Origin of the sequence: Streptomyces sp. NBC_00576 (assembly GCF_036345175.1) — a bacterium.
Classification (GTDB): Bacteria; Actinomycetota; Actinomycetes; order Streptomycetales; family Streptomycetaceae; genus Streptomyces.
The window spans coordinates 2,501,053-2,517,186 of sequence record NZ_CP107780.1 but is presented as its reverse complement, the minus strand read 5'-3'; the positions used below and the strand labels follow the sequence as shown (position 1 = coordinate 2,517,186).

The 16,134-nt window shown below is 72.7% G+C and carries 2 protein-coding genes; both read left to right on the top strand.

The genetic code is table 11. The features are described from left to right. Positions 1 to 133: 133 nt before the first annotated feature. Positions 134 to 1,558 carry a flavin monoamine oxidase family protein gene (locus OG734_RS10400; protein ID WP_330287204.1) on the top strand — a complete coding sequence of 475 codons (1,425 nt, stop codon included), beginning with the start codon at positions 134 to 136 and terminating at the stop codon, positions 1,556 to 1,558. Between the two features lie 275 nt (positions 1,559 to 1,833). Further along, the gene (locus OG734_RS10395; protein WP_330287203.1) at positions 1,834 to 16,047 is read left to right on the top strand and encodes an SDR family NAD(P)-dependent oxidoreductase; all 14,214 of its coding nucleotides are present in this window, start codon (positions 1,834 to 1,836) and stop codon (positions 16,045 to 16,047) included. Positions 16,048 to 16,134: the final 87 nt, after the last annotated feature.

Below are 16,134 nucleotides of genomic sequence, written 5' to 3'. Positions count from 1 at the left end.
GTCGTGAAAGGCGTTCCGGCGCCTGCCGGGCCATTTCCGCGTTCCTCCGCTCCCTTTATTTGTTCAGTTCCGAACTCTTTCCGTTCCGCATTTTTCCGTACGTGATTCACGCTCTTCATGAAAGGTGTTTTCGATGACCGAGAACGGCGACAGCACGGCCACCCGTGCCGACGGCCGCGTCACCAGAAGAACCCTTCTGAAGGCGGCGGGCGCGACCACGCTCACCGCCGGTGTCGTCACCGCCACGGCACCCTCCGCCGCAGCCAACGCCGGGCCCTTCGACGCCATCGTCGTCGGCGCCGGCTACGCGGGCGGCACCGTCGCCCGCGAACTGAGCGCGCGCGGCATGAACGTCCTGGTCCTGGAGGCGCGCGACCGCATCGGCGGCCGCATCGAGCCCGGGACCCTGGCCGGGCAGCACGTCGAACTGGGCGGCGGCTGGTTCGGCCCCGGCCAGAACCTCGTGGCCCGCGAACTGAGCCGGTACTCGCTGACCACCAGGGAGGACATCCACGCCACCCGCATGGTCATGCCGGGCCCGGGCGGCGGCTTCCAGAGCCACTCCCCGCACGAGGCGGGCGCCAAGCTCAACACCCTGTTCGCGGACTTCTACGCCGGCTCCGAACGGTACTTCGAGCGACCCTACGAGCCGCTGCACCGCAAGGACCTGCTCGCGTCCGTGGACTCGCTGTCGCTCGCCGACCGGATCGCTCAACTCCCCCTGTCAGCGCTCGAACACGACTGGGTGAGCGGCGCCACCTCGGTGTTCGCCGGCGGCAACCGAGTCGGCTCCCTGACCGGCATGGCCCAGTGGTACCAGCTCGCGGGCGGCACCTACGACGAGTTCCTGTCGGTGATGAGTCTGCTCCCCGAAGGCGGCATGATCGCCATCCTGGAGCGGATGCTGCGCGAGTCCGGGGCGACCGTGAGCCTCAACTCGCCCGTCACCGCGATCCGTGAACGCGGCGGCCTCACCCACGTCGAGGTGAGCGGTGGCCGCGTCTACAAGGCACCGGTCGTCGTGGTCGCCACGCCCGTCAACATGTGGTCCACCCTCACCTTCGAGCCGGGTCTGCCCAGGGTGTACGCGGACGCCGCCCGCGAGGGCGTCGGCGTCCCGCACGCCACCAAGCTGTGGCTGCGCGTGCGGGGCACCTCCGAAGCGGTCTCCGCGCAGGCACCCGAGGGTGCCCCCATCCTGCTGCTGATCCCGCAGACGCAACTGCCCGACGGGCGCCTCTTCGTCGCCTTCACCGGCCCCTCCCTCGACGTGTCCGACCCGGCGGCGGTGCGGGCCGCGGTACGCCAGTTGCTGCCGGAGGCCAGGGTCGTCGACTACCGCGCGAAGGAATGGCACAAGGACCCCTACGCGCGGGGCGGCTGGGGCCTGCGTCGGCCGGGACAGCTGCTGCGCCAGCTGCCGCGCATCCAGGAACCGTTCGGACGCGTCGTGTTCGCGGGCGGTGACACAGCGAGCGGCTGGCACGGCGCCTTCGTCGAGGGGGCCCTGGAGTCCGGCTTCCGGGCCGCGGAGCAGGCCGCATCCATCGCGGGCTGACCGACCGACGCGCCAATGACCGGGCGCTGACCGACCGAGGCGCCATGGCCGGGCGGATAAACACGGGCGTGCACCATTGCGCCCACCGCCCGGTCATGGCGCGTTTCCTTTTCCGCTTCCGCTCTCTTTTTTTGTCCGTACCGAATTACCGAGCCGAGGCCGGACACTGAGATGAGCGAGAGACCCCCCTGCCTACGATCGAGCCGAAGATTTTCCCCACTCATCCCCACCCAGAAGTCTTGCGGTAATTCGGCCGGAAAGGGCAGTCGAGCGCGATGACGAATCAGCACCAGTCCGAAACGATGGGGACGCGCCGTGCAGAAGGCGAGGCAATCGCGGTCGTCGGTCTTTCCTGCCGGCTGCCGGGAGCCGAGAACCCCGAGGCGTTCTGGGAACTGCTGAGCACCGGCTCGTCCGCGGTCACACCGGTGCCGCGGGGCCGTTGGGAGTCCGCGACCGGCGAGGCCGCGCCCGCCGGCACCGAGCCCGGCATGCGCCGTGGAGGCTTCCTGGAGCGCGTCGACACCTTCGACGCCGGCTTCTTCGGCATTGCCCCCCGCGAGGCACGGGTCATGGACCCGCAGCAGCGCCTCGTCCTCGAACTGGCCTGGGAGGCGCTGGAGAACGCCGGCATCGTCCCGGACACCCTGCGCGGCAGCCGCACCGCCGTCTTCGTCGGCACCCTGCGCGACGACTACGCCGCACTGCTCTACCAGCACGGCGCCCAGGCGATCACCCAGCACACCATGACGGGCGTCAACCGTGGCGTGATCGCGAACCGGGTCTCCTATCACCTCGGCCTGCACGGCCCCAGCCTCACCGTCGACTCGGCCCAGTCCTCGTCGCTCGTCGCGGTGCACCTGGCCTGCGAGTCCCTGCGCTCGGGCGAGTCCGACGCCGCGATCGTCGCCGGCGTCAACCTGAACATCCTCGCCGAGGCCGTTGTCACCGGGGAACGCTTCGGAGGACTGTCCCCGGACGGTACGACGTACACCTTCGACGCCCGCGCCAACGGGTTCGTACGCGGCGAAGGCGGCGGCGCCGTCGTCCTCAAGCCGCTGTCCCGGGCCCTCGCGGACGGCGACGACATCCACGGTGTGATCCACGCGAGCGCCGTGAACAACGACGGCGCGACCCCCGGCCTGACCGTGCCCGGCCGGGAGTCCCAGGAGCGTGCTCTGCGCGAGGCGTACGACAAGAGCGGCCTCGACACCACCGCGGTCCAGTACGTCGAACTGCACGGCACCGGAACACCGGTCGGCGACCCCGTCGAGGCCGCTGCGCTCGGCGCGGTGCTAGGCGCGGCCCGCACCGGCGCGGCCCCGCTGCGCGTCGGGTCCGCGAAGACCAACGTGGGCCACCTGGAAGGCGCCGCGGGCATCGTCGGCCTGATCAAGACCCTCCTCGCGCTGCGCCACCGCCGCCTGCCCGCGAGCCTCAACTTCGAAGCCGCGAACCCGGCGATCCCGCTGGCCGAGCTCGGCCTGGAGGTGCAGCGCGAGACGGGCGACTGGCCCGTGCCCGACCGGCCACTGATCGCCGGCGTCTCCTCGTTCGGCATGGGCGGCACCAACGCCCACGTCGTACTGGGCGAGGCGCCCGCAGGCTCCTCGGCAGTGCCGGAGTCCGGCGCCGCAGAGGCTGGGGTTGCCTTGTCGTCCGGGGTGGTTTCGGGTCGCGGTGCTGGCGTGCTCGCTGCCCGGGCTGGGGTGCTTGCGGGTCCCTCGGCAGTGCCGGAGTCCGGCGCCGCAGAGGCCGGGGTTGCCTTGTCGTCCGGGGTGGTTTCGGGTCGCGGTGCTGGCGTGCTCGCTGCCCGGGCTGGGGTGCTTGCGGGTCCCTCGGCAGTGCCGGAGCCCGGCGCCGCAGAGGCCGGGGCTGCCTTGTCGTCCGGGGTGGTTTCGGATCGTGGTGCTGCCGTGCTCGCTGCCCAGGCTGGGGTGCCTGCGGGTCCCTCGGCAGTGCTGGAGTCGGCTGCTGGGGAGGCTGGGGTTGCCTTGTCGTCCGGGGTGGTTTCGGGTCGTGGTGCTGCCGTGCTCGCCGCCCCAGCCGGGGTGCCTGCGGGCTCCTCGGCAGTTCCGGAGTCCGCCGCCGAGCAAACCGAAGCCGTCCTGCTGCCCTGGGTGGTCTCGGGGCGCGGTGCAGCCGCGCTCGTCGCCCAGGCCGACCGGTTGCGTGCCGCCGCGACGGCCGATCCCGGGTCCCGTCCGGTGGACATCGGGTGGTCCCTGGCGGCCACCCGTACCGTCTTCGACCACCGTGCGGTCGTCCTCGCCGACGACCACGCCGACATGGTCGCCGGCCTGACCGCCGTGGCTGAGGGAAGGGCCGCCGGGCAGGTCGTCACGGGTGCCGTCCGGCCCGGCACGACGGCCTTCCTGTTCACCGGGCAGGGCGCCCAGCGCATCGGCATGGGCCGGGAACTGCGAGCCGCCTTCCCGGTGTTCGCCGCCGCCTTCGACGAGGTGTGCGACGCCTTCGCCCCACTGCTCGACCGCCCCCTCGCCGACGTCATCGAATCCGGGACCGGCCTGGACGACACCGCCTACACGCAACCGGCGCTCTTCGCCGTCGAGGTCGCCCTGTACCGCCTGGTGACCTCCTGGGGCGTCACCGCCGACCATGTGGCCGGGCACTCCGTCGGTGAGATCTCCGCCGCCCACGTCGCCGGCGTGCTGTCCCTCGACGACGCCGTCGAGCTCGTCGCCGCACGCGGCCGGCTGATGCAGGAACTGCCCGTCGGCGGGGCCATGGTCGCCGTGCAGGCCACCGAGGACGAGGTGGCGCCCCTGCTCGCCGGGCAGGAGGACGAGGTGGCGATCGCCGCTGTCAACGGACCGCGCTCGGTGGTGCTTTCCGGTGCGCACGACACCGTCGTGGCCGTCGCGGAGCGCCTCGCCGCGCAGGGCCGCAAGACCCGCCGCCTCACCGTCAGCCACGCCTTCCACTCACCGCTCATGGACCCGATGCTGGACGCGTTCCGCGCCGTCGTGGACCGACTGACCTTCCACGAACCGGAGATCGCCGCCGTGTCCACGGTGACCGGCGCCGCCGTCGAGCCGGGCCAGTGGACGTCGCCCGCCTACTGGGTGGAGCAGGTGCGCCGCCCGGTGCGCTTCCTCGACGCCGTACGCACCCTGCAGACCCAGCACGCCGCGACCCTGCTGGAGCTGGGCCCCGACGGGGTCTGCGCCGCGCTGGCCGCCGACTGCCTGGACGACACCGACGCCACCGCGCCGATCGCCACGCTGCGCGCGGGGCGCCCCGAGGTGCGCTCCCTCCTCACCGGCCTCGCGGCCGCTTTCGTGCGCGGCACGCCGGTGGACTGGGCGGCCGTGCACGCCGACGGCCCGGGACGCCGTATCGCGCTGCCCACCTACGCCTTCCAGCGCGAACGCCACTGGATCGACGGCTCGGCCGCCCCCGCCGCCTCTCTCCCGACCGCCCCCGAGCCCCGGGACACCACGCGAGCGGCCCCCCGCGCCACGGCGGCGCGCGTCGACGCCACCGCCCTCGTGCTGGAGCAGATCGCCGCCGTCCTCGAACACACCGACGTCCAGCGCGTCGACCCGCACGCAGCCTTCAAGGACCTCGGCCTCGACTCCCTCATGTCGGTCGAGCTGCGCGACGCGCTCGGCGCCGCGACCGGCCTGAAGCTGCCCAGCGGTCTCCTCTTCGACCACCCCACCCCGGCCGCCCTCAGCGCACACCTCACCACCCTGCTGGCCGGCCCGGACACGCACACCCCGGCCCAGGACCACAACGGCACCGCCTCCGCCTCCGCCTCCGATCTCGCGAACGAACCGATCGCCATCGTCGGCATGGCGTGCCGCTACCCGGGCGGCGTCACATCGCCCGAGGACCTGTGGCGGCTGGTCGCCGACGGCCAGGACGCCATATCCGGCTTCCCCACCGACCGGGGCTGGGACGCCGACCTGTACGACAGCGACCCCACACGCGGCGGCCACAGCACCGTCCACGAGGGCGGCTTCCTGCACGAAGCGGCCCTGTTCGACAACGAGTTCTTCGGGATCTCACCCCGCGAGGCCCTGGCCATGGATCCGCAGCAGCGTCTCCTCCTGGAGACCGCCTGGGAGGCCGTCGAGCGCGCGGGCCTGGACACCGCAGCCCTCAAGGGCAGCCGCACCGGCGTGTTCGTCGGCGCCACCACCCTCGACTACGGGCCCCGGATGCACGAGGCCCCCGACACGGTCGAGGGGCATCTCCTCACCGGCACCACGCCGAGCGTTCTGTCTGGGCGTATCGCCTACCAGCTCGGGCTGATCGGCCCGGCGGTCACCGTCGACACGGCCTGCTCGTCCTCGCTGGTCGCCCTGCACATGGCGGTACGTTCGCTGCGTACCGGCGAGACCAGCCTGGCCATCGCGGGCGGTGCCACCGTCATGTCGTCGCCCGGCATGTTCGTGGAGTTCTCGCGCCAGCGCGGCCTGGCCGCCGACGGGCGCTCCAAGTCGTTCGCCGCCACCGCCGACGGCACCTCCTGGGCGGAGGGCGTGGGCCTCCTCGTGGTCGAGCGTCTGTCGGACGCCCGCAGGAACGGACACCGCGTCCTCGCCGTCGTCCGGGGCAGCGCGATCAACCAGGACGGTACGGGCAACGGACTGACCGCTCCGGTCGGCCCGTCCCAGCAACGAGTCATCCGCGACGCCCTGGCGGACTCACGTCTCACCTCTGCCGATGTGGATGTGGTGGAGGCGCATGGTACGGGGACGCGGTTGGGGGATCCGATCGAGGCGCAGGCGTTGCTGGCGACGTACGGTCAGGATCGTGAACGGCCGTTGTATTTGGGGTCGTTGAAGTCGAACATCGGGCATGCGCAGGCTGCTGCGGGTGTCGGTGGTGTGATCAAGATGGTGCAGGCGATGCGGCACGGTGTGCTGCCCAGGACCCTGCACGTCGACGAGCCGTCGCCGTTCGTGGAGTGGGACGCGGGCGCAGTGGAGTTGCTGACCGAGCCGCGTGAGTGGCCGGTACGGGAGCAGGCACCGCGCCGGGCCGGCATCTCCTCGTTCGGTATCAGTGGCACCAACGCCCATGTGGTTATCGAGGAGTTCACGGCGGCGGCGGAGACCGGTAGCGTCGCGCGGCCGGAGTTGACGGGTCCCGTCCCGTTCGTCCTGTCCGCGCACGACGAGCCCGCCCTGCGCGCCCAGGCCCAGCGCCTGCACGGCTTCGTCACCGAGAGCGGCGCCCACCCCGCCGACGTCGGGGCGTCACTGGCCGTCACCCGCACCGCCCTGTCCCGGCGCGCCGTGATCACCGCCGAGGACGCCGACACCCTCCTCGCCGGGCTGGACGCCCTGGCCCGGGGCGAGGAGACGGCACAGGTCGTCACCGGCAGCGCGGCGGGCGCGGGCCGCACCGCGTTTCTCTTCACCGGGCAGGGCGCACAACGCGCCGGTATGGGCCGCGAACTGTACGCGGCGTCCCCGGTGTTCGCGGCAGCCCTCGACGAGGTGTGCGCGGCACTCGACGAACACCTCGAACTGCCCCTGCGCGAAGTGATGTTCGCCGACGAGGACAGCGAGCCGGGGCGACTGCTGCACCGCACCGCCTACACCCAGCCCGCCCTGTTCGCCGTCGAGGTCGCCCTGTTCCGGCTGCTCGTCCACCACGGTATGACGCCCGACCTGCTCGCCGGGCACTCCATCGGCGAACTCGCCGCCGCTCACGTCGCGGGCGTGCTCTCCCTCGACGACGCGGCCCGGCTGGTCACAGCGCGCGGCCGTCTCATGGAGGCGGCACGAGCGGGCGGCGCGATGATCGCCGTAGAGGCGACCGAGGCCGAACTCGCCGCCGATCTGGAGAAGTCGGCGGGCCACGTCGCCCTCGCCGCCGTCAACGGCCCCGACTCCCTGGTGATCTCCGGCGACGAGGACGCGGCCGAGCTGCTGGCCGGACAGTGGCGCGCCAAGGGCCGCCGCACCCGCAGGCTCCAGGTCAGCCACGCCTTCCACTCGCCGCACATGGACGACGTGCTGGACGAGTTCCGCACAGTCGCCGAAAGCCTCACCTTCCACGAGCCGCGCATCCCGATCGTCTCGACGGTCACCGGTGAACTCGCCGGCGCGGACGAACTGACCTCGCCCGACTACTGGGCGCACCAGATCCGCAGGCCCGTGCGGTTCCTGGACGCCGTCCGCGGCCTTCAGCGGCACGGTGCCACCGTGTTCGTCGAGACCGGCCCCGACGCCGTGCTCACCCCCCTGACCCGCGCCGCCCTGGCCGACACGGACGCGGACGCCGTTGTCGTGTCACTGCTGCAAGCCGCACGCCCCGAGGACGAGACCCTCCTCGCCGGGATCGCCGCGGCCTGGGCGGGCGGTGCGCCGCTGGCAGCCGAGACGTTCCATCCCGGCGCCCGCCTCGTCGACCTGCCCACGTACCCCTTCCAGCGCGAGCACTACTGGCTCGCACCCGGGCGGCCCCTGGACGCACGGGGGCTGGGCCTCGACCCGGCCGAACACCCCTTGCTGCACGCCTCGGTGGAGCTGGCCGGACGGGACGACATGGTGCTCACCGGCCGGCTCGCCGTCGCCGAGCAGCCCTGGCTCGCCGACCACGCCATCGCCGGCACCGTTCTCGTGCCCGCCACCGCGTTCCTGGAGCTCGCTCTGGTCGCGGCAGGCCACTTCGGCGTCGACCGCATCGACGAACTGACCCTGGAGGCGCCCCTGGAGCTGCCCGCGCAGGGCGCCGTACGCGTCCAGGTCGCCGTCGGCGCGCCGGACGCCTCCGGCATCCGCCCCGTCGAGATCCACGCGTGCCCCGACAGCGGTTCGGAACCCGGTGCGGACGCCGAGCGGGTCTGGACGCGGCACGCCTCCGGCACCCTCGGCGGTACGGCCCCGACCGGGCCCGATCTGCGGCAGTGGCCGCCCGCGAACGCCGACGAGGCAGCACTGGAGGACGTCTACGAGCGTCTCGCCGGAATCGGTTACGAGTACGGCCCGGCCTTCCAGGGCCTGACGCGGCTGTGGCACGCGGGCGACGAACTGTACGCCGAGGTCGCCCTGCCCGCCCCGCACAAGGACGGGGCCGACCGGTTCGGACTGCACCCCGCCCTCTTCGACGCGCTCCTGCACCCGGTGGTGCTGCACGCCGCAGGGGACGACACCGCGGCGACGGACACCATCAGACTGCCGTTCGCCTGGTCCGGCACGACCCTGGGCGCCGGTGGTGCCGAAACACTCCGGGTACGGATCGTGCCGAGCGGGCCCGACACCTTCGCCCTGCACGCGGCGGACGCCGTCGGCGAACCCGTCCTGAGCGTGGAGTCCCTCGCCCTGCGCCCGGTCGCCAAGGACCGGCTGGTCTCCGCGACGCAGCCGCGGCACGATGCCCCGTACGCCGTGGAGTGGACGCCGGTCGCGGCGCCCGAGACCGATGCCCCACGCGTCGTGGAGGCGACCGGACCCGATCTCGCGGACGTGGACCCCGCCGCCGACGTGGTGCTCGTGCGCGCCACCGCGGGCGACGGGCAGAGTGACATCCCGGCCGCCGCCCACCACACCGCGGCCGTCTTCCTGCGTCTCGTACAGAACTTCCTCGCCGACGAGCGTCTGACCAATGCCCGCCTCGTGGTGCTCACCCGGGGCGCCGTCGCCGCCGCTCCCGGCGACCCGGTCCCAGGACTGGCCCAGGCCCCGCTGTGGGGGCTGGTGCGCGCGGTGCAGTCGGAGCACCCGGACCGCGTGGTCCTGGTCGACACGGACGCCGACCTGCCGACCGACGCCCCGCTTCTCATGGCGGCTGTGGCGTTGGGTGAGGCGCAGGTGGTGGTGCGGTCGGGTGGGTTGTCGGTGCCTCGTCTGCGGCGGGTTGTGCAGGGTGAGGGGGTGGTGTCGTGGGGTGCGGGTGTGGGGCCGGTTCTGATCACGGGTGGTACGGGTGGTCTGGGTGCGGTGTTGGCGCGGCATCTGGTGGTGGTGCACGGCGTGCGGTCGCTGGTGTTGGTGAGCCGGCGTGGTCCGGACGCTCCGGGCGCTGCTCAGTTGCGTACGGAGTTGGAGGCGTCGGGTGCTTCGGTGACGGTGGCTGCGTGTGATGTGGCCGACCGGGCTGCTCTGGCTGAACTGCTGGGCAGTGTCGGCGAGTTGTCGGGTGTGGTGCACACGGCGGGTGTGCTGGACGACGCGACGGTGGAGGGGCTGACCGCTGACCGGCTCCAGGCGGTGTTGCGTCCGAAGGTGGATGCGGCCTGGCATCTGCATGAGCTGACGCGCGAGATGGACCTCAAGGCCTTCGTCCTCTACTCGTCGGTCTCAGGTCTGCTGGGCATGGCGGGGCAGGCGAACTATGCGGCGGCCAATACGTTCCTGGACGCGTTGGCGGCGCACCGGCGGGCCGCTGGGCTGCCGGCCACCTCCCTGGCCTGGGGCCTGTGGGACGGAACGCACGGCATGGGCGGCACGCTGGGAGACGCCGACCTGGCCCGCTGGACGCGCCTCGGCATCCGAACCCTCTCTCCCGCACAGGGGCTCGCCCTGTTCGACACCGCCGTAGCCTCCGGGGAGGCACTGCGCGTCCCCGTGGCCTTTGAACCGAGGGCTCTGCGCGCGGGCGGTGCCGAGGCCTCGCCTCTGCTGCGTGACCTGGTTCCCGTCCGCTCCCGGCGCGTCGCCGCACGTGCGGCCACCGCGAGCGCCGAGGGCGCCACGTGGGCGCAGCGGATCGCCGCGCTGCCGCAGGAGCGGCGCCACGAGACGGTTCTCGACCTCGTCCGCGGCATCGTGGCCGGTGTCCTCGGCCACACCGATCCGCAACGCCTCGACCCGAAGCGCGCCTTCAAGGACGTCGGTTTCGACTCGCTCGCGGGCGTCGAACTGCGCAACCGTCTGAACGCGGCCACCGGTCTGCGGCTGTCCGCGACCATCGTCTTCGACCACCCGACGCCCGCCTCCGTCGTCGACCACCTGCTGACCCGGATCGCCGACACCGCCGCTCCGGCACCCGCCCGCACCGTCCGGTCCACCGCGGATCAGGACGAGCCGATCGCCATCGTGGGCATGGCGTGCCGCTTCCCGGGCGGCGTCGCGTCACCGGACGACCTGTGGCGCCTGGTTTCCGAGGGCACCGACGCGATCAGCGGGTTCCCCACGAACCGGGGCTGGGACCTGGACGCCCTCTACGACGAGGACCCCGACCACACCGGCACCTCCTATGTCCGCCACGGTGGCTTCCTGCACGACGCGGACCGGTTCGACCCCGCGTTCTTCGGCATCCCGCCACGCGAGGCCACCGCCATCGACCCCCAGCACCGGCTCCTGCTGGAGACGGCGTGGGAGGCGTTCGAGCACGCCGGTATCGACCCCACGGCAATGCACGGCTCGGACACCGGCGTCTTCACCGGCGCCATGTACGACGACTACGCGTCCCGTCTCGCCGCGAGCCCCGAGGAGTACGAGGGCTTCCTGCTCGCGGGCAACCTCTCCAGCGTCGTGTCGGGCCGGCTCTCGTACACCTACGGCTTCGAGGGCCCGGCGGTCACCGTCGACACCGCGTGCTCCTCCTCCCTGGTCGCGCTGCACCTGGCGGCGAACGCGCTGCGCAACGGCGAGTGCTCGCTCGCCCTCGCCGGCGGCGTGACCCTCATGGCCAGTCCGCACGTCTTCGTCGAGTTCTCCCGGCAGCGCGGTCTGTCGCCCGACGGGCGCTCGAAGTCGTTCGCCGGAGCGGCGGACGGTGTGGCGTGGTCGGAGGGTGTGGGGCTGTTGTTGGTGGAGCGGTTGTCGGATGCGCGGCGGAACGGGCATCAGGTCCTGGCCGTCATGCGCGGCAGCGCGGTCAATCAGGACGGTGCGAGCAATGGGTTGACGGCGCCGAACGGTCCGTCGCAGGAGCGGGTGATCCGGCAGGCGCTGGAGAGCGCCCGTCTCACCCCTGCTGATGTGGATGTGGTGGAGGCGCATGGTACGGGGACGCGGTTGGGGGATCCGATCGAGGCGCAGGCGTTGTTGGCGACGTACGGTCAGGATCGTGAACATCCGTTGTATTTGGGGTCGTTGAAGTCGAACATCGGGCATGCGCAGGCTGCTGCGGGTGTCGGTGGTGTGATCAAGATGGTGCAGGCGATGCGGCACGGTGTGCTGCCCAGGACCCTGCATGTGGATGAGCCGTCGCCGTTCGTGGAGTGGGACGCGGGGGCGGTGGAGTTGCTGACCGAGGCGCGTGAGTGGCCGGTACGGGAGCAGGCGCCGCGCCGGGCCGGGGTGTCCTCGTTCGGTATCAGTGGCACCAACGCCCATGTGGTCATTGAGGAGTTCACGGCGGCGGCGGAGACCGGTACCGTCGCGCGGCCGGAGTTGACGGGTCCCGTCCCGTTCGTCCTGTCCGCGCACGACGAGCCCGCCCTGCGCGCCCAGGCCCAGCGCCTGCACGAGCACCTGAGCGCGCACCCCGGACAGTCCCTCGCGGACACCGGCTGGTCCCTCGCCATCACACGCGCCCGGCACGACCACCGAGCCGTGGCGATCGCCGAGCACCGCGACGAACTGCTGGACGCGCTCACGGCGTTGAGCCGCGGCGAGTCCTCGCCGACAGTGCTGCACCCCGCCTCCACGCGGCGCGGCAAGACCGCGTTCCTGCTCACCGGGCAGGGCGCCCAACGCGTCGGCATGGGCCGCGAACTGTACGCGGCGTCCCCGGTGTTCGCGGCAGCCCTCGACGAGGTGTGCACCCACCTGGACCGCGAACTCCTGCGGCCGCTGAAGTCGGTGCTCTTCGCCGCCGAAGGAACCCCGGAGGCGGCGCTCCTCGACCAGACGGCGTTCGCGCAGGCCGCCCTGTTCGCCCTGGAGACCGCGCTGTTCCGCCTCGCCGAACACCACGGCCTCACCCCGGACTTCCTGCTCGGCCACTCGGTCGGCGAGGTCACCGCCGCTCACCTCGCGGGCGTGCTCGACCTGCCGGACGCCTGTGTCCTCGTGGCCGAGCGCGGCCGGTTGATGCAGGCGGCCCGGGAGGACGGAGCCATGGCCGCCGTAGAGGCCGGCGAGGACGAGACGCGCGCCGCCATCGCCCCGTACGGCGACCGGGTGGCGATCGCCGGCGTCAACGGCCCGCGCGCCACGGTGATCTCCGGCGACTCCGACGCCGTGGACGAACTCGCCGCCCGGTTCAAGGAGCAGGGCGCCCGGGCCAAGCGGCTGTCCGTCAGCCACGCATTCCACTCGCCGCACATGGACGACGTACTGGACGAGTTCCGTTCGATCGTCGCGGACCTCACCTTCCACGAACCACGCATCCCGATCGTCTCCAACGTCACCGGCGAGCCGGCCACGGCCGACGACCTGGCCTCCGCCGACTACTGGGCGCGCCACATCCGCGAGGCCGTCCGATTCTTCGACGGCGTACGTCTCCTGGAGGCGCGCGGGGTCACCGAGTGGCTGGAACTGGGTCCCGACGGGGTGCTGAGCGCCCTGGTCACCGAGTCCCTGGCGGCGGACCCCGGCGTTGTGACGCCGGTCCTGCGCAGGGGCCGTCCCGAGGCGGGGGCGTTCGCGTCCGCACTCGGGCTGCTCGCCGCGCGCGGGGCCGACATGCGCTGGGACAGCGTCTTCCCCGGCGCCCGCGAGACCGCCCTCCCGTTCTACGCGTTCCAGCGGCAGCGCTACTGGCTCGACGCCCCCGCGACGGTCTCGGACGCCGCCGGCTTCGGACTCGTGCCGACCGACCACCCGCTGCTCGGTGCCGCCGTCTCGCTGGCCGACCGTGACGAGCACGTCCTCACCGGCCGTCTGTCGCGCGGTACGCATCCCTGGCTGACGGAGCACACCGTCGCCGGCACCACGCTCGTGCCAGGCACCGGACTGCTCGAACTCGCCCTCCGGGCGGGCGAACAGCTCGGCGCCACCGCGGTCGAAGAGCTCACCCTGGCCGCCCCGTTGGTACTGCCCGAACACGGGGGCGTCCACCTCCAGGTGTCCGTCGGCGCCGAGGACACCGACGGCACCCGCCCGCTGCGCGTCCACGCCCGGCCCGACGACGACCCGGACCATGACACGGCCTGGACCCTGCACGCCCACGGCACCCTGCGCGCCGACAGCGACAGCGACGCCGATGCCACGGACGGCGCCGCCCTCACCGTCTGGCCCCCCGCCGGAGCACACGAAATCGACCTCACCGGGGTCTACGAGCGCCTGGCCGAGCGGGGCTACGACTACGGGCCGGCGTTCCGCAATCTGCGCAGGCTGTGGACGGCGGACGACGATCTCTTCGCCGAGGTCGCCGTCACCGACGACCAGCGCGCCGAAGCGGGCCGGTTCACCCTCCACCCCGCGCTGCTCGACGCCGCGCTGCATCCGCTGCTGCCCGGTGTCGTCAGTGACGAGGGGCAGCCGCTGCTCCCCTTCACCTGGGCGGGCGCGAGCGTGTACGCCGGCGGCGCGTCGGTCCTCCGGGTCCGGCTCGCGGGCGCCACGGCGACCCGGGCCGCGAACGGCGGCTCGACGTCGGTCGCGCTCACGGTGGCCGACGCCTCGGGCGCACCGGTCGCCACCGTGGCGGAGCTGACCCTGCGGCCGCTGACCGCCGAGTCGCTGCGCTCGGCGGGCGCCACCTCCACCGACGGACTGCTGCGGGTCGACTGGAGCCGACTTCCCGCAGGTGACACGAGCGCCGACCTCTCGACCTGGGCGGTCCTCGGCTCGGCGCAGGATCTCGGTCTGCCGGCCGGTCGGATCCGTTCCTACGCGGACCTCGGCGAGGCGGCGCGCGCCATCGACGAGGGCGCGTCCGCGCCCAGGGTCCTCCTCGCCCCCCACATCTCAGCGCCCGTCGGCGACACGCTGCCGACCGTGGCGCGTGAGGCGGCACACCGTGCGCTGGCCCAGGTGCAGACATGGCTCGGAGACGACCGCTTCACGGGCACCCGCCTTGTGGTCACCACGCGGGGCGCCGTGCCCACCGCACCCGGCGAGGACGTGACCGACCTGGCGCACGCCCCGCTCTGGGGCATGCTGCGCTCGGCGCAGACCGAGAGCCCGGACCGCATCCAGCTCCTGGACCTCGGCGACACGGATCTAGCGACGAACGCCCCGCTTCTCACATCCGCTGTGGCGTTGGGTGAGGCGCAGGTGGTGGTGCGGTCGGGTGGGTTGTCGGTGCCTCGTCTGCGGCGGGTTGTGCCGGGTGAGGGGGTGGTGTCGTGGGGTGCGGGTCCGGTGCTCGTCACAGGTGGTACGGGTGGTCTGGGCGCGGTGTTGGCGCGGCATCTGGTGGTGGTGCACGGCGTACGGTCGCTGGTGTTGGTGAGCCGGCGTGGTCCGGACGCTCCGGGCGCTGCTCAGTTGCGTACGGAGCTGGAGGCGTCGGGTGCTTCGGTGACGGTGGCTGCATGTGATGTGGCGGACCGGGCTGCTCTGGCGGAACTGCTGGGCACTGTCGGCGAGTTGTCGGGTGTGGTGCACACGGCGGGTGTGCTGGACGACGCGACGGTGGAGGGGCTGACCGCTGACCGGCTGGATGCGGTGTTGCGTCCGAAGGTGGACGCGGCCTGGCATCTGCACGAGCTGACGCGCGAGATGGACCTCAAGGCCTTCGTCCTCTACTCGTCCGTCGCCGGCCTGCTGGGTACGGCGGGGCAGGCGAACTATGCGGCGGCCAATACGTTCCTGGACGCGCTGGCGGCGCACCGGCAGGCCGCTGGGCTCCCGGCCACCTCCCTCGCCTGGGGCCTGTGGGCGGAGACCAGCGCCATCACCGGCCACCTCGCCGACGCCGACCTGCGCCGCCTGGCCCGCTCCGGCCTGCTGCCGCTGGCGACCGACGACGCGATGGCCCTCTTCGACGCGGCGCCGGCCACCGGCGAGAGCGTCCTCGCCGTCACCCGGCTCGACACCCGGGCGATCCGCGCCATGGGCGACGGCGTACCGCCACTCCTCGCCGGTCTCGTTCGCGGGAACACGGCCCGCCGCCCCGCCGCGGCAGCGAGCGCCGCCCACTCCGGCCGAAGCGGAGGCCAGGGACTCGCCGAGCGGCTCGCCGTCCTGTCCGCGACCGACCGGGAACGGACCCTGCTGGACCTGGTGCGCGGCCGGGTGGCCGCCGTACTCGGCCACACCGACCACACGGCGATCGACGCCGACCGGGCGGTCCAGGAACTCGGCTTCGACTCGCTGACCGCGGTCGAGCTGCGCAACCAGCTCGGTACGGAGACGGGCCTGCGGCTGCCGAGCACGCTGGTCTTCGACCACCCCACCCCCAGGGCGCTCGCGAAGTACCTGGCCGAACAACTCGCCGTGGAGGAGACAGCCCCCGATGAGCCGGTGCTCGCGGAACTGGCCCGCCTCAAGGCCGCCATCGAGGCGGTCGCCACCGACGAGTCGGCCCACGGCCGGATCACCACGCGCCTGCGGGAACTCCTCGACGCCGCCGACAGCGCGGCCAGGACCACCGGCCCCGACGGGGACGACGACCTGGAGTCGGCCACCGACGAGGAACTGTTCGCCCTCGTCGACGAGCTGAACTGAGCCACAACCGCCCACGACGACGACACCGATCACCACACAAGACACGGGAGTTGACCCACCATGGCGGGCGAGGACAAGCTTCGCGAC